Raw genomic sequence first — 22,718 nt, forward strand, 5'->3', positions numbered from 1 at the left:
CCCTCACCCCGTCTTGCCGCCCCCCTCCCCCCCGCGCGGGACCCTGGCGGGAGGGGTCGATCACGGGACGAGCCCCCGTCCGTGGAGGACGAGGGCTCGTTCAGGGCCGGGCTGAGCACCACTCAGCCGGACCCCACGAACAGCACCAGCAACAGCCACACCACCGGCGCGGTGGGCAGGAGCGAGTCCAGGCGGTCCATGATGCCGCCGTGACCGGGAAGCAGGGTGCCCATGTCCTTGATGCCGAGGTCCCGCTTGATCATGGACTCGCCGAGGTCGCCGAGGGTGGCGCTGGCCGCGACCGCCAGGCCGAGCAGCAGACCCTGCCACCAGGTGCCGTCCTCGATGACGAACTCCATGCACAGCGCACCGACGACCATCGCGAACGACACCGCGCCGAGCAGGCCCTCGCGGGTCTTGCCTGGGCTGATCCGCGGAGCGAGCTTGTGCTTGCCGAAGCGCCAGCCGACGGCGTAGGCCCCGGTGTCGCTGACGACCGTCAGGAGCAGGAACGTCATGACGCGGAGCGCCCCGTCGTCCGCGGTGAGCATCATCGCGACGAACGTGGCCAGGAAGGGGACGTAGAAGGCCGCGAAGACGCCGGCCGTGACGTCCTTGAGGTAGCCCTCCGGCGGTTCCGTCATCCGCCAGACCAGGACCGCCAGCGCGGTCAGGGCCATGGCGACCCAGGCGCCCTCGGCACCCCGGACGTATCCGGCGACGACCATGGCCGCGCCGCCGACCGCGAGCGGCACCAGCGGAGCCTTGATGCCCTTGCGCTCCTGGAGCCGGCTGGTCAGCTCCCACAGACCGACGACGACGGCGACCGCGATCACGCCGACGAAGACGGCCTTGACGACGAACAGCGACGCGATGATCACCGCACCGAGTCCGACGCCGACCCCTATGGCCGCAGTCAGGTCCCGGCCCGCGCTCTTCTTCTGCGGGGCGGATGCCGGCTGTGGTGCGTCGGGCATGGGCTCCGGATTCTGCGGCACCGCCGCAGGGGGCTGTGCCGACGGGGTCTCGGCACGGAACGCCCCCGCCGGGGACGTCTCGTTTCGGAACGTCCCGCCGTGGGACGTCCCGTCGCGGAACGTCTCGTCTCGGAACAAGGGGCCGCCCAGCCGAGCGGCCCCCCGGTCGTCATCCTGGTTTCCGCCGTGAGCGGGTACGTCGGGGACGATGGGCATGGGGCGAGTCTGCTGCGCCTCAGGCGCATCGTACGCGGGACCCGCCGGGGCAGCCCCCTGGACAGGCCCGTGCGGGACGGCCCCGTGATCGTTGGGCCCCCAGTACCCGGCCTGTGAACCGGCTCGTGGCGGAGCGCCCCAGGAAGAGTCGTTCATCAGACCTCGAGCAGCTCCGCTTCCTTGTGCTTCAGGAGCTCGTCCACCTGGGCGACGTACTTCGCGGTGGTGTCGTCGAGTTCCTTCTCGGCACGGCGGCCCTCGTCCTCGCCGACCTCGCCGTCCTTGACGAGCTTGTCGATCGCGTCCTTGGCCTTGCGGCGCACGGCGCGGATGGACACCTTGGCGTCCTCGCCCTTGCTCTTGGCGACCTTGATGTAGTCGCGGCGGCGCTCCTCCGTCAGCTCGGGGAACACCACCCGGATGATGTTGCCGTCGTTGCTCGGGTTGACGCCCAGGTCCGAGTCACGGATCGCCTGCTCGATGTTGCGCAGCGCGCTCTTGTCGAACGGGGTCACGACCGCCATGCGCGGCTCCGGAACGGAGAACGAAGCCAGCTGGTTGATCGGCGTCGGCGCGCCGTAGTAGTCGGCCACGATCTTGTTGAACATCGCCGGGTGCGCACGGCCGGTGCGGATCGCGGCGAAGTCCTCCTTGGCGACCACGACGGCCTTCTCCATCTTCTCCTCGGCCTCGAGGAGGGTCTCTTCGATCACCACTTGCTCCTGCGTGTCTTGAGTAGGCCCGGCTCCGGTTCCTTGCGGAGGCGGCGGCCGGCTGCGTCGCGTCTTCTTCCTGCACGGTTCCCGACCGGCAGGACATTGTCCATCCCCCGACCAGGGTCCGTCGCCCGGTCAGGTGTTGTCGTACGAACCGGGGTTCCCACGGACCGGACCGGGGAGTTCCGCCGGTCAGGCCCGGCTGCCCTGCTCACTCACCAGCGTGCCGATCTTCTCACCCTTGACGGCCCGAGCGATATTGCCCTCCACCAGAAGCTCGAAGACGAGGATCGGGAGCTTGTTGTCGCGGCACAGCGTGATGGCGGTGGCGTCGGCGACCTTCAGCTCGCGCGTGATGACCTCGCCGTAGCCGAGGGCGTCGAACTTGACGGCCTCCGGGTTGGTCTTCGGGTCGGAGTCGTAGACACCGTCCACGCCGTTCTTGCCCATCAGGAGCGCCTCGGCGTCGATCTCCAGGGCGCGCTGGGCGGCCGTGGTGTCGGTGGAGAAGTACGGCATGCCCATGCCGGCGCCGAAGATGACGACGCGGCCCTTCTCCAGATGACGCACGGCGCGCAGCGGGATGTACGGCTCGGCGACCTGGCCCATGGTGATGGCGGTCTGGACCCGGCTGTCGATGCCCTCCTTCTCCAGGAAGTCCTGGAGGGCGAGGCAGTTCATGACCGTGCCGAGCATGCCCATGTAGTCCGAACGGGCCCGGTCCATGCCGCGCACCTGGAGTTCGGCACCACGGAAGAAGTTGCCGCCGCCGATGACCACCGCGATCTCCGCCCCGTCACGCACGACGGCCGCGATCTCACGGGCGATCTTGTGCACCACGTCGGGATCGACACCCAGGCTGCCGCCACCGGCGAAAGCCTCTCCGGACAGCTTCAGCAGAAACCGGCCGCTCACTTTGCCGTCGTCGCTCTTCTGGGCCTTGGTGGTGGTCATGGGAGATCCCGCCTCTTTCACGTGGTGCACATACGAAGAAGGCCACTGCCGGTGGGGTGTTCGCAACCCGTGCGCGGCAATGGCCTCCTCGTCAGATCTGCTGTCGTCCGTCACACGCCAGGTGACGGCGTCCACGGACGACTGCTGCCGACCCTATCGGGGCCGGGCGTCCGTCGCGGTACGGACTCAGATGCCGACCTTGATGCGCGCGAAGCGCTTCAGGCTGACACCGGCCTCGTCCAGGACCTTCTGCACGGACTTCTTGTTGTCCAGGGCGTACGGCTGACCGAGGACCGTGGCGTCCTTGAAGAAGCCGTTGAGACGACCCTCGACGATCTTGGCGATCGCGGCCTCGGGCTTGCCCTCGGCGCGGGTGGTCTCCTCGGCGATACGACGCTCCGACTCGACGACCTCGGCCGGCACGTCCTCCTTGGAGAGGTACTTCGGCGCGAAGGCGGCGATGTGCTGGGCGATGCCCTTGGCGACGTCCGCGTTGGGCTTGTCCAGCTCGACGAGGACACCGATCTGCGGGGGCAGGTCGGGCATCGTGCGGTGCATGTACGCGGAGACGTAGCCGTCCGCGAACTGTGCGAAGCGGTCCAGGACGATCTTCTCGCCCAGGTTGGCGTTGGCCTCGTCCACGTACGCCTGGACCGTCTTGCCGGGCTCGATCTCGGAGGCGAGGAGCGCCTCGATGTCGGCCGGGGAGGTCTTGGCGACGTGCTCGGCGATCGCGTTGGCGACGGCCTGGAACTTCTCGCCCTTGGCGACGAAGTCCGTTTCGCACTTCAGCTCGACGATCGTGCCGGCCGAGTTGTCGTCGGCGATGACCGAGACCACGGCGCCGTTCTCGGCGGAGCGGCCCTCGCGCTTGGCGACGCCCTTCTGGCCCTTGATACGGAGCGCCTCGACGGCCTTGTCGACGTTGCCCTCGGCCTCGTCCAGCGCCTTCTTGCAGTCCATCATCCGGCGCCGGTGAGCTCGCGGAGCTTCTTGACGTCGGCGGCGGTGTAGTTCGCCATGAGTCTGTGAGTCTTTCTCGAAGTCTGGAAGATCGGAGATCTACGGGGTCTGCGGTCTACATGGAGCTGTAGCCCTGTGACCCACCGCTGACCTACGGGTGAACGGCGGGAGCGGACCTGGTGTCACCGCTCCCGCCGTCGCACGTCCCGACGGGTCAGGCCTTCTCGCCCTCGGCGGCCGGCGCCTCGGCCTCGGCGGCCGGAGCCTCCGCAGCCGGGGCCTCCTCGGCAGCCGGCGCCTCAGCGGCGGCCTCGGCGGCGGGCGCCTCGGCAGCGGCCTCGGCCGGCTTCTCGGCGGCGTCGTCCGCGCTCTCGCCGTCCGCCTTCTTCTCGCCCTCGAGCAGGTCGCGCTCCCACGCGGCCAGCGGCTCGCCGGCGGCTTGTCACCCTTGCCCTCGGTGGCGACACCGGAACGCGAGATGAGGCCCTCGGCCACGGCGTCGGCGATCACGCGGGTGAGCAGCGTGACGGAGCGGATCGCGTCGTCGTTGCCCGGGATCTTGTAGTCGACCTCGTCGGGGTCGCAGTTGGTGTCGAGGATGGCGACGACCGGGATGTTGAGCTTCCGGGCCTCACCGACCGCGATGTGCTCCTTCTTGGTGTCCACGATCCAGACGGCGCTGGGAACCTTGGACATCTCGCGGATACCGCCGAGGGTCTTCTCGAGCTTGATCTTCTCGCGCGAGAGGACCAACAGCTCCTTCTTCGTCAGACCCGACGCGGCGACGTCCTCGAAGTCGATCTGCTCGAGCTCCTTGAGGCGCTGCAGACGCTTGTAGACGGTCGAGAAGTTGGTGAGCATGCCGCCCAGCCAGCGCTGGTTGACGTAGGGCATGCCGACGCGGGTGGCCTGCTCGGCGATGGCCTCCTGCGCCTGCTTCTTCGTGCCGACGAACATGACCGTGCCGCCGTGGGCGACGGTCTCCTTGACGAACTCGTAGGCGCGGTCGATGTACGACAGCGACTGGAGCAGGTCGATGATGTAGATGCCGTTGCGCTCCGTGAAGATGAAGCGCTTCATCTTCGGGTTCCAACGACGGGTCTGGTGACCGAAGTGGACGCCGCTCTCCAGCAGCTCCCGCATCGTGACGACGGCCATGGCCGCTCTCCTTGAGTTTCTCGGTTGTGCCGCGGGAACCGGACGGATCCCGCGCCTGACGCCCGCTGTGCGCCGAGCCACGAAGGACCGAGGGGCGCAGATACCGGGAATCCGACCGAGGTCGGGGCCCTGGTACCGGGGCGTGCGAAGTCGACCCGGTGACCCGGATCGCCAGAAGAAGTGTACGGGACCCACGGGGTACCGGGTGACGCCGCTGTCCACAACCGGGGAGTGGTCCACAGGTCCGGGCGACGCCGGATCCGCGGGCGGGACGGTTCTCCCATGCACGTCAAGCGATTCCTGGCCCTGCTGCTGGGCCTCCTGCTCACGGCGACGGCCTCGGCGTCCGGCGCGACGCCCACGCCCACGCCCACGCCGACGCCGACTCCCCCGCCAGCGCCCGTGCCCGTGCCCGTACCGGCGGTCTACGAGCTGAGCGAGCTGTCCTTCGACATCAACGGGGACGGCACCGGGCCGGAGATCCGCCTCGGCGCGAGCAGTTGGGTGTGGCAGCGGAACGGCCTGTCCGTCGCCGACCGGGAGTACGCGCGTGGAGTGACGGTGCACGGCGACTCCTCCGTCACGATCGACCTCAACCGCAGCTGCACCGCCTACGACGCTGTGGCCGGCCTCGACGACATGACGCTGAAGCTCGGCAAAGTCGTCTTCTCGGTCTACGCCGACGGGGTGAAACTGTGGTCGTCCGGGACGGTCAGGGGCGGCGACCCCGCCGTGCCCGTCCATGTGAACCTCTCCGGCCGGGCGACCGTCACCCTGGTGGTCGAGCCGCACAACCACCTCGACACGGTGGCGCTGGCGGACTGGGCCGAGTCCCGGTTCACCTGTTCGTAGCGGTCGAGGTGCCGGGGGTGGCAGCCGGGGTCGGAGCCGGGGTCGGGGTCGGGGTCGGCTTGAGAGTGGGTGTCGGGCTCGGGTGTGGGTGTCGGCTCGGGTGGTGGGGGTGCTTGTCGGTGTGGGGGTGGTTGTCGGTGTGGGTGTCGGTGTCGGTGTGGGTGTCGGTGTCGGGTGTGCGTGCACGGCCTCGGTGAGTTCGCGCAGGGCGCCGGTCACCGTCAGGGCTCTGCCCCGCGCCCGCTCGGCCTCCTGCCGTTCGGCACCCAGGGCTTCGCGGGCCGCTGCCTCGGCCTGCTCGGCGAGTGCGCGCTGGGGGGCGGGCCGCGGGTAGGGGCCGTACAGCGCGTCGGCGACCGCGAGCAGCCGGGTCGCGCGTGGGAAGTCCCCGAGCCTGGTCAGCAGGGTCGCCGCGCCGTCGACGACGGCCGAGAGGACGCCCTCGGCACACTGGTCCGCCAGCGCCTGCCGCAGGGTGCCGGCGAGCAGTGCCAGGGCGGGTTCCGGGCCTGACTCGCCGGTGATCACCTCCGCCTCGAGCAGGCCCAGCGCCGCGATGAACTGGGGCGGTGGAGTGCCCGCGGCGGCGGCCACGCGGATCGCGTCGCACAGCTCCCGCCCGTGCGCGGTGTCACCCTCGTCCACGGCGATCTGGGCGCGCAGCAGAAGCACGAACGCCCTGGCGTCCGCCACGCCGTAGCGCTCGGCCGCGGTGTCCGCCTCGTCGAGCGCGGTGAGGGCTCCGGCCCGGTCGCCCGAGCGGTAGGCGATCTCCGCGAGGCGGGCGATGAGGAACGGCGACTCCGCGTACGCGCCGACCTCGTAGGCGAGCCGCAGCCCTTCCCGGTACTCCCCCTCGGCCTCCGCGAACCTACCGCGGGCCATCTCCGCCTCACCGGCCGCGCTGCACACCTGGGCCCGCATCCACCGGTCGCCGACACGCCGGCTGAGCACGCGCAGCTCGGCCAGGTCGTCGTCCACGCCGAGCAGCCCGCCGGGGGAGTCGACGACCGCGTGCGTACGGAACATCAGGACGCAGCCCAGCTCCCAGTCGCCGCCGTAGGCCCGGCAGTTGATCACGGCCGCTTCCAGGACGCCGCGCAGGTCCTCCGTGTCCCGCAGCTGGAAGGCGGTCAGCGGCCAGATCAGGCCGGGCATGCGGGCCGCCTCCGGGCCGCCCGGTTCATAGCGGTTGCGCAGCCGCTGGAGGTACGCGGCCTGGCGGGGGTCCGCCGCCACACCCCTGGGCGCGGACTCGGACAGCAGGAACAGGTGCAGCATGCGGAGGGACATCCGCTGCGTGTGCAGGGGGTGGGTCTTCTCCCCGTCGGGCTCGGCGAGGAAGGCGTCGACGGGATCGACGGCGGCCATACAGGTCGCGAGGTCGGCGGGGATTGCTGGGGCGGTGGAGACGGCGGAGGCGGTCTGGCCGGCTGGGGCGGCGAATGTGGCGGGGGCGGCCGATGTGACCGGGATGGCGGGGGCGGCTGGAGTGACGGACGTGGCGCGGCTGCCGACGTCCGTTCGCGCGGCCGGGAGTCGGTCCAGGACCGCGCCCAGGCGCAGAGTGCGGTCCGTCCAGGCGGCGCCTTCGTAGCGGTAGTTGCGCAGCCACCAGAACCAGCCCATGGCGATGCAGACGGCGGCGGCCTCCTCCTCGTCGCCCGCGGTGAGGCCGCGCTGGATCGCCACCCGGATGTTGTCCAGCTCGGTCTCCAGACGGGCTATCCAGGGAAGTTGCTCCGCGGAGCGCAGCAGGGGGTCGGCCCGCTCGACGAGCGCGCGCACCCAGCCCCGGTGCCGGCGCTCGGCAGCCGCGCGCACCTCCGGTGTCTCGGCGGCGCGCTCGGTGGCGTACTCGTGGATCGTCTCCAGCATGCGGTAGCGCATGCCGTCGGCGCCGCCCCTGGTACCCGGTGCCGCGACGACGAGAGACTTGTCGACGAGCGCTCCCACGAGGTCGGTGACGGGGCCGGTGCACACGGCCTCCGCCGCCTCCAGGTCCCAGCCGCCCGCGAACACGGACAGTTCGCGCAGCACCGTGCGCTCCGGCTCGTCGAGCAGGTCCCAGGACCAGTCGACGACGGCCCGCAAGGTCTGCTGGCGGGGCAGCGCCGTGCGGCTCCCGGAGGTGAGGAGGCGGAAGCGGTCGTCGAGGCGGTCGGCGATCTGACGGGGGGTGAGCAGCCGCAGCCGGGCGGCGGCCAGCTCGATGGCGAGCGGCAGCCCGTCCAGCCGCCGGCAGATCTCCGTCACCGCTTCCTCGTCCCGCAGGGCGGCGGCCGTGGCGGGGTGGGCGGGCGTGGCGGGGCGGACCGTGGCCGCGCGCTCGGTGAAGAGGCGGTACGCCTGGTCGGGGAGGAGGGGCTCGACCGGACGGACCGACTCGCCGGGGACGCCCAGGGGTTCACGGCTGGTGGCGAGGATCGTGAGCCCTGGGCAGCGGGTGAGCAGGGTCTCGGCGAGGCCGGCGGCGGCGCCGATGACATGTTCGCAGTTGTCAAGGATCAGGAGCTGGCTGCGCGGGGCGCAGTACTCGACGAGCAGGGCGACCGGGTCGTCCTGCGGGGTCGCCAGGTCGTGGTCAGCAGCACGGTCTCGCGCAGACCGAGGGCACTGACCACCGCGCCTGGCACCGCCTCCGGCCGGTCGAGCGACGCCAGCTCGACCAGCCACGCCTGCGGGAGCCCGGCGGCGGCTTCCTCGGCGAGACGGGTCTTTCCTGAGCCGCCCGGTCCGGTGAGGGTGACGAGACGAGCCCTGTGCAATTCGGAACGGATGGCGGCGATCTCGGGTTCCCGGCCCACGAAAGAGGTAAGCCGTGGACGAAGGTTGCCGGTGCGTTCGGGGAGTCGGGGCGGGGTGAGGGGCGTGTCCGGCTCGGCGGCCGGCCGCGGCGGGCTGCCGCCGTCGTGGCTGCCACCGGCGCGGCTGCCGCCGTCGCGGCTGCCCCCGTCGCGGCTGTTCCCCTCATGGTTGTCCCCGTAGCCGCGGCCGTCGAGCAGTTCGGCGTGCAGGGCGCGCAGGGCCGGGCCGGGGTCGGTGCCGAGGCCGTCGGCGAGGGTGCGGCGGGCTGTCTCGTACGCGGCGAGGGCGTCGGCCGGGCGGCCGGTGTCGCGCAGGGCGCGGATGAGGAGCGCGTGCAGCGGTTCGTCGTAGGGATGCGCGGTGGTCAGTTCCGCCAGGCGGGGTACGGCCTCGTCGGCACGGCCCAGCAGCAGGTCCGCCTCCGCGCGAGCGCGGGACGCCTCCAGGCGCAAGGCCTCCGGGCGGGCGGCCGCGGGGTGGTCGCGGAGGTCGGCGAGCGCCGGGCCGCGCCACAGGTCCAGGGCCGCGTCCAGGGTGCGTGCGGCGGTGGCGGGGTCGCCCGTGCGCAGGGCGTCGGCACCCTGTCGTACGAGGCGTTCGAAGACGAAGAGGTCGACGTCGTCCTCCGTCGCCGCGAGGCGGTAGCCGCCCGGGGCGGAGGTGACGGTGTCCTTGCCGACGGTACGACGGAGGCGGCCGATGAGGGCCTGGAGGGCGGCGGGGGCGTCCTGGGGCGGGGCGTCGGCCCACACGTCGTCGATCAGGGTTTCCGGGGTGGCGGGACGGCCTGGGCGGAGGGCGAGGGCGGTGAGCAGGGCTCGGAGGCGGGGGCCTGGGAGGGGTACGGGGATGCCGTGGTCGTCCGTTGTCTGGGTGACGCCCAGGATTCTGTACCGCACGGGGTTCATTGGTCGGCGTGGGGTTGTGGGGTGGGGCACGGGGTTTCTCGCGGGGTGGGGTGACCGGGCGTCGGTGAGAGGCGGCCGGTCTGCGTGCGGGGGCGGCTGACGGCCGTACGTGGGAAGTCACCGGGGTGGTGCTGGGGGGCGGAGGCGCAGCCCGGCGCTGCCCTCAGCCCCCCGACGAGACCGCCCGTCTCTGCGGAGCGATGCCTGAGGGGACTGCGCGGGCTCGGGCCGGGGTGCCTGTCCAGCAGGTTCCTCTGCGGGAGAGGAGGCGGCGGAGCCAGAGTTCCAGGGAGATCAGGTCGGCGAGACCGTCGAGGGGGAGGGGTTCGCCCGCGGCGGCCGCGCGGAGGGCCTTGCGGACGACGCGGGCCTCGATCAGGCCCGCGTCGGCGAGGAGGGGCGCGTCGAAGAGGTCGACGAGGGGGTCCGCGGCCATGCGCAGGCCCGCGCGGGCCGCGGCGGTGGCGGTGGCCTGGGTGGGGGTGCCCCAGCCGGGCGGGAGGTCGGCCACGCCGGAGCTCTTGAGGACGGTACGCAGGATCGCGGCGCGCGCCCCCGGCTGCACGCGCAGGGTCTCGGGGAGCGCGCGGCAGGCGCGTACGACCTGGTTGTCGAGGAAGGGCGCGTGCAGGCGCTGGGAGCGGATCTCGGCGGCCTGTTCCAGGACGCGCAGGTCGGCCGCGTGGCGGGCGAGGGCGGCACGCGCGCGATAGTCGCCGGGACGCTGGCCGGGGCCCCCTCCGGCTCGGTGGGCCGTGCTCTGGAGGCGAACCGATACTTCGGCCAGCGCCTCACCGGTCAGCCACCGTGCGGCCGGACCGGGCCCGCCCCACGCGAGGGCGGCCAGGGAGGCGCCCACCGCACCTCCGGGGTCGTCGAAGCGGCGGTGCATCAGCCGTTCGGCGAGGCCGTCCAGTCCCGCCCGGTACGGCGTGCGGGCCAGCCGGCGGGCGGCGCCGTACACGCGCGCGGGGACGAGGACGGAGCCGTCCGCCTTGGTGAGGGCGGCGACCGGGCGCACCAGGTGGCGTCGTTTGCGGTCCATCAGGAGGTCGGCGAGGCGGGCGGGGTGGGCGTCGAGGACCTGGCGGGCGCCGTAGCCCGTGAAGTGGTCGGCGCTGCCCGCGGCCAGGCGGGCGCGGTGGCGGGCCGCGGTCACCAGGCTGGGGCCGGGTTCGTCGGTGAGCGGGCCGTCCAGGTCCGCGTACGGGAGGGTCTCCTCGCCGCCGGTCACGACGACGTGGTGCAGGCGGGGGTTGGCCGCGAGGGTGCCTGCCCGTTCCAGTTCCGCCTCGCGTCCGCCGACGGCCAGGTCGTTGAAGGTGACGGCCAGCAGGCGTTCGCCCGCGCCCGTGCCGTGGCCGAGAAGCGTGCCGGGTCTGCCGGGCAGGCCGGCGGCGAGGAGGGCGAGCGTCCCGGAGGCGGGGCCGCCGGACAGGTCGGCGCCGATGCCCGGAACCGGCATCCCGCGCGCGGCGCGGCGCTCCGCGGGTCCCATGCCGGGCACGGGGCCGGGGTCGATGTCGGGGACGTGCCGCGGCGCGGACAGACGCGCGCGTACCGCCTCGACGAGGGCGTCACGGACGGCGTCGACCGCGCGGTCCGGGTCTGCCGGGGCGGCCGCCACGGCGAGCGAGGCGACCTGCTCGTACCCGGCGATCTCGCGGGCGCCGGCGCGCAGAATGAGTGCGTGCCCCGGCGGAATGCGCCGTACGCCGTCGTACGGGGTGGAGTCCTGCACGGCGGCCGGTACGTCGGGAGCGGCGAGGAGGGCCGCGAGGTGGCCGAAGTCGAGGTTGGCCTCGATGAGGTCGGCCAGCGGCAGCGCCGCGGTCGCGTAGGCCGTGCCGCCCGCCCAGGGGGTGTGGAACACCGGGCGGCGCCCGCGAGATCGCCGCAGACGGTGATGCGCCGGTCGACCTGGACGACCGCGGTGTAGCTGCCGGGCCAGGCCGTCAGATGCCGGAGTGCGCCTCCGCGCGCGGCGAACAGGCCGACCCGCAGTTCTTCGTCCGTCGCTCCGCAGGTGCCGAGGACCGCGATCCGGGTCCGGGCGTCGGCCCGCACCACGCGCACCTCGTCGGGCCGCCAGTCGCCGACCGCCCACAGCGGATCGGGGTCGCCCCACAGGAGTTGGGAGCCGACCGGGTGCAGCGTCTCGCCGTCCTGACCGATCCGGCCGCCGTCCTCGGCGGTGTACGTGCCCGGGCCGCCGTAGGCCCCCGCTCCCGGTGTGCCGGGGCCAGTGGCCGCGGCGGTGCTGCTCCATCCCACCAACCACCGCATCGACGCCTCCACAGGCTGTGGACAACAGCTGCACCGTCCGAACGGTTCACATGCTGCCACGAAGAACGCGCCGTAGAGGAAGGTGACGCCGCGCAGGATCCGACAAGTGCGCCCGCGCGAGCGCCCCCATGCCGACCGGGAAGGTTGTGTGAACTCCCGCGCGTGAAGCGGCGATCACCGCGTGCACCCCCGCGCGTGCGACGCGAATGCGCCCCCGATACGCTCCCCCAGAATGCCCCGAGCGCCCTGGATTTCCATGGTGAGAGGCGTATTCGTCGACGGAACACAGGGTCGATTTTCAGCCAAATACCGCGCGTCGAACCGCCGTTCAAACAGGTTCGCACACGCTCCGTCACACTCGCGCCCTCAACACGGCGCGTCGGTCCGGGAGGCGGAGAACGCCTCCCGGACCGCTCCGCCGCCCGCGGGGATTGTGGCGGCGGTGTCCCCCAGCCCACTGGATCCAGTACAGCGGGCCGACCCACGCACCGCCCATGGAAGCGCTCCCCCGGTGGCCGGAGTAGAGCGCACGGACGGGCGCACGGCCACACGTCGGGAGCACGCCGCAACCGTGCGTATGGGGACCCGCACTTCCGTACGGACCACAATCCCGCCAACCGGAAGAATGCCCCTTAACGCTTGGGATGCGGCGAACTACGCTGGGTTTACGAATGCCGCATGGTTATGCCAGCGCGGCAGCCGTCTGTGTCGAGGGGTGGCGCAATGTCCAGGGAGCAACGCGGGCCGAACGAAAAACTCGGCACCGTTCTCGCCCTCGCGGGAATCAGCAACGCGGGACTCGCGCGTCGCGTCAACGATCTGGGCGCACAACGCGGGTTGACGCTTCGCTACGACAAGACGTCGGTGGCGCGCTGGGTGTCGAAGGGCATGGTGCCGCAGGGTGCCGCGCCGCACCTGATCGCGGCCGCCATCGGCCAGAAGCTCGGCCGGCCCGTGCCGTTGCACGAGATCGGGCTCGCGGACGCGGACCCCGCGCCCGAGGTGGGCCTGGCCTTCCCCAGGGACGTCGGCCAGGCCGTGCGCTCGGCGACCGAGCTGTACCGGCTCGACCTCGCGGGCCGCCGGGCGGGCTCGGGCGGCATCTGGCAGTCGCTGGCGGGTTCGTTCGCGGTGAGCGCGTACGCGACGCCCGCCTCGCGGTGGCTGATAACCCCGGCCGACAGTTCGGTGGCGCGCGAGGTGACCTCCGCCGAGGCCTCCGGGGCACCGCTCAAAGTCGGCCACAGCGACGTACGGAAACTGCGGGAGGCCGCCGAGGACGCCAGGCGCTGGGACTCCAAGTACGGCGGCGGCGACTGGCGTTCGTCCATGGTGCCGGAGTGCCTGCGGGTGGAGGCGGCACCGCTGCTGCTCGGCGCGTACTCCGACGAGGTCGGCCGCGCCCTGTTCGGCGCCTCCGCCGAACTCACCCGGCTCGCGGGCTGGATGGCCTTCGACACCGGCCAGCAGGAGGCCGCCCAGCGCTACTACATCCAGGCACTGCGCCTCGCGCGCGCGGCGGCCGACGTACCCCTCGGGGGATACGTCCTGGCCTCCATGTCCCTCCAGGCGACCTACCGCGGCTTCGGCGACGAGGGCGTCGACCTCGCCCAGGCCGCCCTGGAGCGCAACCGCGGCCTGGCCACGGCCCGCACGCTGAGCTTCTTCCGCCTCGTCGAGGCACGCGCCCACGCGCGCGCAGGTGACGCGCAGGCCGCCGGTGCGCCCTCAAGGCGGCCGAGAGCTGGTTGGAGCGGGCCCGTGACGGCGACCACGACCCGTCCTGGCTGGGTTTCTACTCCTACGACCGTTTCGCCGCCGACGCCGCCGAGTGCTACCGCGATCTGAAGGCACCACGCCAGGTGCGCCGCTTCACGGAGCAGGCCCTGTCGCAGCCGACGGAGGAGTTCGTGCGCTCGCACGGCCTGCGGCTCGTCGTCTCGGCGGTCGCCGAGCTGGAATCGGGCAATCTGGACGCGGCCTGCGCGCAGGGCGTGCGGGCCGTGGAGGTGGCCGGCCGTATTTCGTCCGCCCGCACCACCGAGTACGTCAAGGACCTCCTGCACCGCCTGGAGCCGTACGGCGACGAGCCGCGCGTGGTCGAGCTGCGCGAGCGGGCCCGGCCCCTGCTGATGACGCCGGCCTGAGCCGACCGCGCCGGGGGCGCCCCACGGGTTTGAAGGCATTGTCAGTGGCGCAGTGCACTATCGAAGCCGGGAGGTGGTGCAGGTGCGGGCGATCGGCTACGACTGTGACGTGCTGGTGATCGGAGGCGGGATCGTCGGCATGTCGACGGCGCACGCGATCAGCCGTGCCGCGCCGGGCACGCGCGTGACGGTGCTGGAGAAGGAACCGGGCCCGGCCCGCCACCAGACGGGCCGGAACAGCGGCGTCATCCACAGCGGCGTCTACTACCGCCCCGGCTCGCTCAAGGCGCGCTACGCGGTCCGGGGCTCCGCCGAGATGATCAAGTTCTGCGCGGAGTACGGCATCCCGCACGCCGTCACCGGCAAGCTGATCGTCGCGACGGACCGCGCCGAGCTGCCCCGCCTGCACGCCCTGGCCCAGCGCGGCAGGGAGAACGGGATCGCGGTCCGCGAGCTGGGCCCCGCCCAGATCATGGAGTACGAGCCGGAAATCACCGGCCTGGCGGCGATCCATGTCGGCACGACCGGCACCTGCGACTTCACCGCGGTCGCCCGGCAGCTCGGCGAGGCCTCCGGCGCCGAGATCCGCTACGGCGCGCGGGTCGTCCGCGTCGACCGCCGCCCCGACCGCGGTGTGGCCGTCCGCACCGCGCGCGGCGACACGGTCCGCGGCCGCGTCCTGGTGAACTGCGCGGGTCTGTACTGCGACGGGATCGCCCGCCTGACCGGGGACGACCCCGAGGTCCGCATCGTCCCCTTCCGCGGCGAGTACTACGAGCTGGCCCGCCAGGACCTGGTGCGCGGCCTGGTCTACCCGGTCCCCGACCCGGCCTTCCCGTTCCTCGGCGTGCACCTCACCCGCGGCCTGGACGGCAGTGTCCACGTCGGCCCCAACGCGGTCCCGGCCCTGGCCCGCGAGGGGTACGGCTGGGGGGTCGTGCGTCCGCGGGAGGCCGCGGCGACGGCGGCCTGGCCCGGCGCCTGGCGCCTGGCCCGCCGGCACTGGCGCCACGGCGTCGGGGAGCTGCACCGGTCCCTGTCCAAGCGCGCCTTCGTGGAGGAGATCCGCCGCCTGCTGCCCGCCGTGGAGCCGCAGGACCTGGTCCGCGCGGCCCCCGGCGTCCGCGCCCAGGCCGTCCGACGGGACGGCACCCTGGTGGACGATTTCCTCATACGGCAGTCCCCGCGCGCGATCCACGTGCTGAACGCCCCCTCCCCCGCGGCCTCCGCCTCCCTGCCGATCGGCCGAGAGGTGGCCCGCAGGGCACTGGAGGCACTGGGGCCGGTGTAGGCGAGCGGCGACGCGACGGTGGTCGCCCCCTGCCCCTGCGCACTCCCACCGGCCCCGGTACCCGCCCGTCTCCCGTCCCCGTCCCCCGACCACCTGTCCCGTCCCCATCCCCCTCCCCCGCCACTGTCCCGTCCCCGGTTCCGGCGATCGCCCGGTCCTGGCCGGTGGGCACGCGCCCCGCGGTGCTGCGCGGCTGGGACCCCCCGGCCACCCCGTACGCCCGCGGCCACCGCGGCGTCGACCTGGCGGCCCCCGCAGGCGCCCCGGTCCGGGCCGTCGCGGCGGGCCGGGTCCTGTTCGCGGGCCGGGTGGCGGGACGGGGCGTGGTCTCACTGGAACTGACCGGTACGGGCACCCCGCCCCTGCGCACGACCTACGAGCCGGTGGCCCCCTCGGTCACCGAGGGCGACGAGATCACCTCGGCCCAGCCGATCGGCACCCTCTCCCCCATGACCTCCCACTGCCCCACCACATGCCTCCACTGGGGCCTGCGCAGGGACGAGACCTACCTGAACCCCTTGTCCCTGCTCCCCTCATGGCTGAGCGGGAAGGGCCCCATCGCGGCTGCTACCGGTGTTGGGGGTACCGCTGCCGTGATCACGTCAGGGCGCCGGCCGGAGCCACACCCCGCAACCTCAGGGCCGCGCCCCACCCGCTACCCCGCAACGTCAGGGCCGCGCCCCACCCGCTAGCCCCGAACCCCCCGCACGACCATCCTCACCGCCGCCTCCGTCACCACGGAGGGCTCCTCGACCCCCAGCTCGATCCTCCGCACAGCCGCGTCCACCACCCCCTGCACCAACATCGCCGCCAACCGCGGCTCCGCATGCCCCAGCTCCCCCACCGCCTCGACCGATCATCGCCACGAGCCCTCCGTGCGCGGCCCGGATCTTCTCCCGCGCCCCCGCGTCCAGCTCGCTCGCCGAGATCGCCACCACGGCCCGGTGCCGCCGGTCCCCCACCAGCGCCAGCTGCCGCCGCACATAGGCCTCCACCTTGGCTTCCGGCCCCTGCGCCGCGGCCATCGCCGCCTCGACCTCCGCCGCCCAGACGGGGAAGTCGACCTCGCACAGCTCCTCGACCACGGCCGCCCGCGACCGGAAGTACTCGTACACGGAGGAGCGCGCGAGCCCCGTCCGCTCGGCGAGGGCGGGGAAGGTCAGCGCCTCCGTACCGCCCTCGGACAGCAGCGAACGAGCCGCGTCCAGCAGGGCGGCTCGCTGCATCGACCGGTGCTCGGCCACGGAGGCCGCTCGAATCCTTGGCACGTCAACCACTGTACGGACGCCGCACCCGCATGGGGAGTGGCTCCGGCCTCACGGTCGTCGTCCGCCGGTTCACCGGCCGAAGCTCGCCAGCTTCGCGCGCAACTGCAGCACGGATTTGGTGTGGATCTGACTGACCCGGCTCTCGGTGACCCCCAGCACGTTGCCGATCTCCGCGAGGGTCAGCCCCTCGTAGTAGTACAGCGTCACGACCGTCTTCTCGCGCTCGGGCAGCGTGTTGATGGCCCGCGCCAGGAACCGCCGCAGCTCCCGGTCCTCGGCCACCTCCACGGGGTTGTCCGCGGTGGTGTCCTCCAGCGTGTCCATGACGCTGAGGCCGCCCTCACCGCCGACATGCAGCAGTTCCTCCAGGGCCACCACGTTGGCCAGCGACAACTGGCTGAACACGGAGTGCAGGTCGTCCACCGCGATGCCCAGCTCGGCGGCCACCTCGACCTCCGACGGAGTCCGTCTGAGCCGCGCCTCCAGCGTGGCGTAGGCCCGCTCGACGTTGCGCGCCTTCTGCCGTACGGACCGGGGGATCCAGTCCAGCGCCCGCAGCTCGTCGATCATCGCGCCGCGGATCCGGGTGATCGCGTACGTCTCGAACTTGATCTCCCGGCCGATGTCGAACTTCTCGATCGCGTCGATCAGCCCGAACACCCCCGAGGACACGAAGTCCGCCTGCTCCACATTGGGCGGCAGCCCCACGCTCACCCGTCCCGCCACGTACTTGACGAGCGGCGAGTAGTGCAGGATCAGCTGCTCCCGCAGCCGCTCGTCCCCCGTCGCCTTGTACGACCGCCACAGCTCGTCGAGTGTCGAGGGAGCGGGCGGCCGCACGCTGCCACCGTCGCGGGCGGCTGGGGGGATCGCCGCCCGGTCGGACCCGGAGGTGTGCTGGGGCATTCGTCGCCTTGTGTCGTTCTGCCGTGATGTGCGTGCGATGAGGGTTTCTGGGGCGAGCCGCCGGTCTGGCGGCCGTTTGGTGTCGGGTGGTGCCGGGTGGCCGGTCTGTGCCGGAATCCACGTGAGCGTAGCGTGACTGGAGTGTCGCGGTGTGCGAACTCTCTGCCCGGAGCTGTACGCAGATACGTTCCGGCGAGCGCCCGGCGGAGCAGGCCGGTCGCCCTGGGTGACCGGCGGGACGCGTCAACTGCGGGAATTCTCAAGGGGTTCGGCGTTCCCCCGGACGGCCGAACCCCCTCGGTCAACACGGGCCTCGCCCCGCTCGCAGGGAGACCATCGCCTGGCGTGTCAACTTCCAGTCGTCGCCGTGTCGTTCGACGTAACCGAGTGCCCTCAGTTCGTACAGTCTCGCGATCGCGTCGTCCTTGGTGGTGCCGCCCTCGCGGGCGATCTCGTCGACCGCCGCCGCCCGTCGGCCGGGAAGCGCGGCGAGGACGCGCCGGGCGTCCGGCTCCAGCAGGTCGCGGGGCAGTACCGGGCCACGCCGTTCCGGGGCCAGCTCGCCGATCCCGCCGACCAGTTCGACGACCTCGGCGGCGTCGGTGACCAGCACGGCCTCCCCGCGCAGCAGTTCGTGCACGCCCGCCGAGAGTCCGCTGGTGGCGGGCCCGGGGACGCCCATGGTGTGCCGGCCCAGCCGCTGCGCCGCCCGCGCGGTGACGAGGGAGCCGCTGCGGTGGGCAGCCTCGACTACCACGGTGCCGCCGGTGAGCGCGGCGATGACCCGGTTGCGCAGGATGAACCTGCTCGGTGTGGGATGGTCCCCCGGCGGCAGCTCCCCGACGACCAGACCCTGGTCCGCGATTCTGTTGATCAACTCGGTGTGCCCGCGCGGGTAGGGCCGGTCGACCCCGCAGGCGAGCACGGCGACGGTGGCGCCGCCCGCGGCGAGCGCCCCGCGGTGGGCGGCGCGTCGACGCCGTAGGCGCCGCCGGAGACCACCACCCAGCCGCGCTCGGCGAGGCCGGCGGCGAGGGTGGCCGCCATGTGTGCGCCGTACTCGGTGCAGGCGCGGGCGCCGACGAGCGCTACCGACCTGAGCGCCCACATCCGCAGGCTGGGCCCGCCCCGGACCCACAGGCCCAGCGGCCGGGCGTCCCCGAGATCGTCCAGCGGCCCCGGCCACTCGACGTCCCCCGGGCAGAGGAACCGCACTCCGGCCTCCCGGGCGGCGGCCAGATCCCGCTCCGGCTCGGCCCGCGCGGCCCGCGCCAGGAGGCCGGTCCAGCGCTGCTCGGTCGCCCCGGGCAGGGCTTCTCCGCCACCGCACAACCGCCGTACCACCTCCTCGGCACCGCGCTCGCGCACCCAGGCGCCACCCACCTCGTCACCGGGTTCGAGGACCCGGGTGAGGAAGGCCCGCGCGAGCCGCTCCCCGCCCGGCTCGCCGACACCGGTCATGTCAGGGCTCCGAGCGCCATCGGCACACCGCGCGGGACCCCCGTACGCAGCTGCAGGGCCAGGGCGACGTCCCCCGCGTCGGGCCGGTCGTGTCCGACGAGGTCGGCGACGGTCCAGGCGACGCGCAGGACGCGGTCCAGCCCGCGGGCGGTGAGCACCCCGCGCTCCAGGCTCCGCTCAGCGTCCTCCATGGCGCCGGTCACGGGATGCCACCGGCTGCGCAGTTCCCGTCCCGGCACCTCGCTGTTGGTCCGCCAGGGAGTGCCGGCCAGGCGGGCCCCCGCGCGCTCCCGTGCGGCGCGGACCCGGTCGGCGACGGTGGCCGTGGAGTCTCCGCCGGGGCCGCGGTGGGCCAGCTCGGCCCGGCTGACCGGGTCGATCTCGACCCGCAGGTCCACCCGGTCGAGCAGTGGTCCGGAGAGCCGGGCCTGGTAGCGGCGGATCGCCGAGGGCGGGCACTCGCACAGGGTGTCGCGCTGCGAGAACCGGCCGCACGGGCAGGGATTCGCCGCCAGCACCATGAGGAACCGCGCCGGAAACCGCACCACCCCGGCGCTGCGCGCGATCACCACGTGCCCGGCCTCCAGGGGCTGCCGCAGGGCGTCGAGGGCATGGGTGCTGAATTCGGGGGTCTCGTCGAGGAAGAGGATTCCGCGGTGAGCCATCGACACGGCTCCGGGCCGGGCGATGTGGGCTCCGCCTCCGACGAGCGCCTGCATCGTGGCCGAGTGGTGCGGGGCGCAGTACGGGGGAACGTCGATCAGCGGCTTGCCCGGCGGCAGCAGCCCCGCGACCGAGTGGACGGCCGTGACCTCCAGGGACTCCTCCCGGCTCAGCCGGGGCAGGACGGCCGGCATGCGCTCCGCGAGCATGGTCTTGCCGGCGCCCGGTGGGCCTTCCAGGAACAGGTGGTGTCCGCCGGCCGCGGACACCTCGACCGCCGTACGCGCCGACCGCTGCCCCACGACGTCCGCGAGGTCGTGCCCATGGTCGTGCGGGGCGCCGCCGATGCCGTGCACGCCGGTGCCGGGCATGCGCAGGCCCGCCATGAGCGGGTCGGGCCGGCCCGGCTCGTCCGGTTCCTCGTGGGGCACCGGCTCGTCGGCGAGTACCGCGATCAGCTGCCGCAGGCTGCGCACCCCGAGCACGGAGACGCCCGGGACCAGCGAGGCCTCGGCCGCCGCGCACTCCGGCACCACGACCTGTTCGTAGCCGGCGTCCGCCGCGGCCAGCACGGCGGGGAGGATCCCGCGCACGGGGCGGACCCGTCCGTCGAGGCCCAGCTCCCCGATCATCACGATGTCGGCGAGCACCCGCGGGTCGATCCGCTCGGCCGCGCCGAGCACGGCGCTGGCGATGGCGAGGTCGAAACCGCTGCCGGCCTTGGGCACGGAGGCGGGGCTGAGGCCGACGGTGAGCTTCTTCTGCGGCCATTCACCGCCGGAGTTCACCACCGCCGCCCGCACCCGGTCCCGGCTCTCGCTCAGGCTCTTGTCGGGCAGCCCCACCAGCGTGAACGCCGCCACTCCGGGCTCCAGGTCGGCCTGCACCTCGACCACGACGCCTTCGACGCCCACCAGTGCCACCGAGCAGGTGCGTGCGAATCCCATCTCAGGCCACCCCCCGCACATGCTCGACGAGGGCGGCCCCGCGCCGGGGCAGGAGGACGCCGACCAGGTCGATGCGGACACCGCCCGGCGGTGCTCCCCCGTGGGCCTGGATCCACCGCTCGGCGAGGTCGCGCAGCCGCTCGGCCTTCTCGGGCGTCACCGCCGCCATCGGGTGCTGGAAACCACCGTCCCTGCGGGTCTTGACCTCGCAGACGACCAGCACCTCGCCGTCCCGTGCGACGATGTCGATCTCTCCGGTCCTGCCGCAGCGCCAGTTGCGCTCCAGGACCGTCATCCCGGCGTCGGCCAGCCGCCGCGCGGCCAGCTCCTCGCCGTACCTGCCGAGTGCTCCTCGCGCCAGATCCGTGTTCATGTCGGCACCACCTCCGGCGCCAACGTTCACGCATCCGCCGCACCGAAAAGGATCTTGGTGCACAACTCGGCGACTGTGGACAACCGCGTCACCCACAGGAGCGACGGTCACCCGCCCGGCAGCTCCAGGTCACTCTTGTTCAGCTCCTCGATGTTCACGTCCTTGAACGTGAGCACCCGCACCTGCTTCACGAACCGGGCCGGCCGGTACATGTCCCACACCCAGGCGTCCGCCATCGACACCTCGAAGAACACCTCACCCTGGACCGAGTGCACCTGCATCTCGTAGTCGTTGGTTAGGTAGAAACGCCGCTCGGTCTCGATCACGTATTTGAACAGACCGACGACGTCGCGGTACTCCCGGTAGAGCTTCAGCTCCATCTCGGTCTCGTACTTCTCGAGGTCCTCGGCGCTCATGGCATGTTCCCCTTCAGCCGTGCGATCCCCCCATTGTGCGCCAGTCCCGTGAGCCGCTAGACGATTTCCGTGTCGAGGGTTACGGGCCGGGCCGGGGGACCTTCGTCGAGCAGCCTGCGCAGCAGCCCGGCGAGTCTGGTCGGATACACCGTCTCATGTGCCTGGGTCAGTTCCCGACACGTCCACCAGCGCGCTCCGGAGACGCTGCGCCGCTCCAGCTCGGTGAGGGCCGTCGCCCGAGGCACCTTCCCGGATGTGTCGGTCGTACGGGCCAGGTAGTACCACTCGTCCTGGTCCCAGCGGCGGCCGGCGAAGGGGAAGGAACACCTCCGTCGCCACAGCACCGGGCCGAGATCGACGTCGGTGATGCCGGTCTCCTCGGCGAGTTCCCGCCGTGCGGCCTGTTCCCGGGTCTCGTCGCCCTCCACGCCACCGCCGGGCGTGAACCACCAGTCGTCGGCCGGGTCGTCCGGCTCATGGCCGTGCAACAGCAGGATCCGGTCCTCGGGGTCGAGCAGCACCACCCGGGCGACCCTGCGCAACCCGCCCTCGTAGGAGTCGCCGCCCGCGTCCGTCGTCTCAGCGGGCACCGGCGGACTCCGGGCGCGTGCCGGCACGGCCGCGGGCGGCGAGCTTGGCGATCGGGCCGTACGCGCCGCCGCCGAGGACGAGCACCGCACCGGCCACGATCAGCCAGCCGATCGTGCGCAGCGGACCCGGCTCGGAGAGCGTGCCCAGCGACTGGAAACCGGTGGGGCGCTCGAGCATGCCGTTCATGGGCCAGACGACGGCGTCCACACGGGCCTTGACCGAGCCGCGCGCGACCGTGCCGCCGGCGGCGTCGGTGAGGTGGGCGGTGGAGTCCAGGGAGCCCTGGCGTTCGTCGCCGAGCAGGAAGAGGCGGCCGTCGGGGACCTGCACGGTCGGGAAGTCCGTGATCTCGGCGAGGCTGCCCTCGGGCAGATACGGTTCCTCGATCCGCTTGCCGTTGACGGTCAGCTTGCCGTCGGTGCAGCAGGCGACGGTGTCACCGCCGACCGCGACGACCCGCTTGACCACGGGCGCGTTGTCCGCCCAGGTCTTGTCGGTGAAGACGACGACGTCCCCGCGGCGCACCTCGTCGCCGTCCACGACCTCGGCCAGGACCCGGTCACCGGCGGCGATCGTCGGGGCCATCGAGCTGGTGGGCACGGTGTACGGCCGGTAGATGAGCGCCGCCCAGCCGAATCCGCCGAGAAACAGCGCGAGGCCCAGCGCGACGGCCACACCGGACAGGACATGTCCGGTCCGGCTGCCCACCGGGCCACTGCTGGTGCCACCGCCGCCGTGCGGGGCCGTACGTGTCGTGCTCTCGCCACCCATGGATCCGCACCCTACCCGGCGGTACCGAGCGGGGGCAGCCCCTCTT

11 protein-coding genes and 8 pseudogenes are annotated in these 22,718 nt (G+C 72.8%); 4 read left to right on the forward strand and 15 right to left on the reverse strand.

What is annotated here, in order from left to right:
- Positions 1–122: 122 nt before the first annotated feature.
- The 5 genes and pseudogenes from BM536_RS09860 to rpsB form a co-directional block, all read right to left on the reverse strand.
- Positions 123–1,349 (reverse strand): phosphatidate cytidylyltransferase, encoded by a 1,227-nt coding sequence (locus BM536_RS09860; protein ID WP_073499092.1) that lies wholly within the window; start codon positions 1,347–1,349, stop codon positions 123–125.
- Positions 1,349–1,906, reverse strand: coding sequence for a ribosome recycling factor (gene frr / locus BM536_RS09865; protein WP_073499094.1), 558 nt, complete (start codon positions 1,904–1,906; stop codon positions 1,349–1,351). Before frr ends, BM536_RS09860 begins: the two co-directional genes overlap by 1 nt.
- A 195-nt stretch (positions 1,907–2,101) precedes the next feature.
- Positions 2,102–2,863 carry a UMP kinase gene (gene pyrH, locus BM536_RS09870; RefSeq protein ID WP_073499090.1) on the reverse strand — a complete coding sequence of 254 codons (762 nt, stop codon included), beginning with the start codon at positions 2,861–2,863 and terminating at the stop codon, positions 2,102–2,104.
- A gap of 186 nt (positions 2,864–3,049) precedes the next feature.
- Positions 3,050–3,885 (reverse strand): annotated as a pseudogene (gene tsf, locus BM536_RS09875) (translation elongation factor Ts).
- Positions 3,886–4,040: 155 nt separating this feature from the next.
- A pseudogene (rpsB, locus tag BM536_RS09880) lies at positions 4,041–4,984 on the reverse strand (30S ribosomal protein S2).
- A gap of 282 nt (positions 4,985–5,266) precedes the next feature.
- Between rpsB and BM536_RS09885 the strand changes: the two are divergent.
- On the forward strand, positions 5,267–5,836 hold the full coding sequence (locus BM536_RS09885; protein ID WP_079275254.1) for an NPCBM/NEW2 domain-containing protein: 570 nt from the start codon (positions 5,267–5,269) through the stop codon (positions 5,834–5,836).
- A 177-nt stretch (positions 5,837–6,013) separates the two neighbouring features.
- Here BM536_RS09885 and BM536_RS42665 read toward each other — a convergent pair.
- Positions 6,014–9,543 (reverse strand): annotated as a pseudogene (locus BM536_RS42665) (AfsR/SARP family transcriptional regulator); the annotation flags it as partial.
- A 172-nt stretch (positions 9,544–9,715) separates the two neighbouring features.
- Positions 9,716–11,838 (reverse strand): annotated as a pseudogene (locus tag BM536_RS09895) (asparagine synthase-related protein).
- A gap of 723 nt (positions 11,839–12,561) precedes the next feature.
- On the opposite strand from BM536_RS09895, the pseudogene BM536_RS09900 reads away from it, so the two are divergent.
- The 3 genes and pseudogenes from BM536_RS09900 (at position 12,562) to BM536_RS09910 (ending at position 15,873) form a co-directional block, all read left to right on the forward strand.
- Positions 12,562–13,985 (forward strand): annotated as a pseudogene (locus BM536_RS09900) (NsdA family TPR-like regulatory protein).
- 52 nt (positions 13,986–14,037) lie between these two features.
- On the forward strand, positions 14,038–15,276 hold the full coding sequence (gene lhgO / locus BM536_RS09905; RefSeq protein ID WP_281258556.1) for an L-2-hydroxyglutarate oxidase: 1,239 nt from the start codon (positions 14,038–14,040) through the stop codon (positions 15,274–15,276).
- A gap of 29 nt (positions 15,277–15,305) precedes the next feature.
- Positions 15,306–15,873: pseudogene (locus tag BM536_RS09910) on the forward strand (murein hydrolase activator EnvC family protein).
- A 91-nt stretch (positions 15,874–15,964) separates the two neighbouring features.
- On the opposite strand, the pseudogene BM536_RS09915 reads toward BM536_RS09910, so the two are convergent.
- From BM536_RS09915 to lepB, 8 genes and pseudogenes are all read right to left on the reverse strand, one after another.
- Positions 15,965–16,520 (reverse strand): annotated as a pseudogene (locus tag BM536_RS09915) (TetR/AcrR family transcriptional regulator).
- 93 nt (positions 16,521–16,613) lie between these two features.
- A complete protein-coding gene (gene whiG / locus BM536_RS09920) occupies positions 16,614–17,450 on the reverse strand; it encodes an RNA polymerase sigma factor WhiG (RefSeq protein ID WP_073491153.1) in 837 nt (278 codons plus the stop codon).
- Positions 17,451–17,751: 301 nt separating this feature from the next.
- A pseudogene (dprA, locus tag BM536_RS09925) lies at positions 17,752–18,911 on the reverse strand (DNA-processing protein DprA).
- Positions 18,908–20,521, reverse strand: coding sequence for a YifB family Mg chelatase-like AAA ATPase (locus tag BM536_RS09930; protein WP_073491155.1), 1,614 nt, complete (start codon positions 20,519–20,521; stop codon positions 18,908–18,910). The pseudogene dprA and the gene BM536_RS09930 overlap by 4 nt, the downstream one beginning before the upstream one ends.
- Position 20,522: 1 nt before the next feature.
- The gene (locus BM536_RS09935; RefSeq protein ID WP_073491156.1) at positions 20,523–20,924 is read right to left on the reverse strand and encodes a YraN family protein; all 402 of its coding nucleotides are present in this window, start codon (positions 20,922–20,924) and stop codon (positions 20,523–20,525) included.
- 77 nt (positions 20,925–21,001) lie between these two features.
- Entirely contained in the window at positions 21,002–21,310 is a 309-nt protein-coding gene (locus BM536_RS09940) for a DUF2469 domain-containing protein (protein ID WP_003965949.1), read from the reverse strand.
- A gap of 56 nt (positions 21,311–21,366) precedes the next feature.
- Positions 21,367–21,900 carry an NUDIX hydrolase gene (locus BM536_RS09945; protein ID WP_073491157.1) on the reverse strand — a complete coding sequence of 178 codons (534 nt, stop codon included), beginning with the start codon at positions 21,898–21,900 and terminating at the stop codon, positions 21,367–21,369.
- Positions 21,890–22,672 (reverse strand): signal peptidase I, encoded by a 783-nt coding sequence (gene lepB, locus BM536_RS09950; protein WP_073491158.1) that lies wholly within the window; start codon positions 22,670–22,672, stop codon positions 21,890–21,892. The genes BM536_RS09945 and lepB overlap by 11 nt, the downstream gene beginning before the upstream one ends.
- Between the last annotated feature and the right edge of the window lie 46 nt (positions 22,673–22,718).

It is taken from the genome of Streptomyces phaeoluteigriseus (genome assembly GCF_001896135.2).
Taxonomy (GTDB): domain Bacteria; phylum Actinomycetota; class Actinomycetes; order Streptomycetales; family Streptomycetaceae; genus Streptomyces; species Streptomyces phaeoluteigriseus.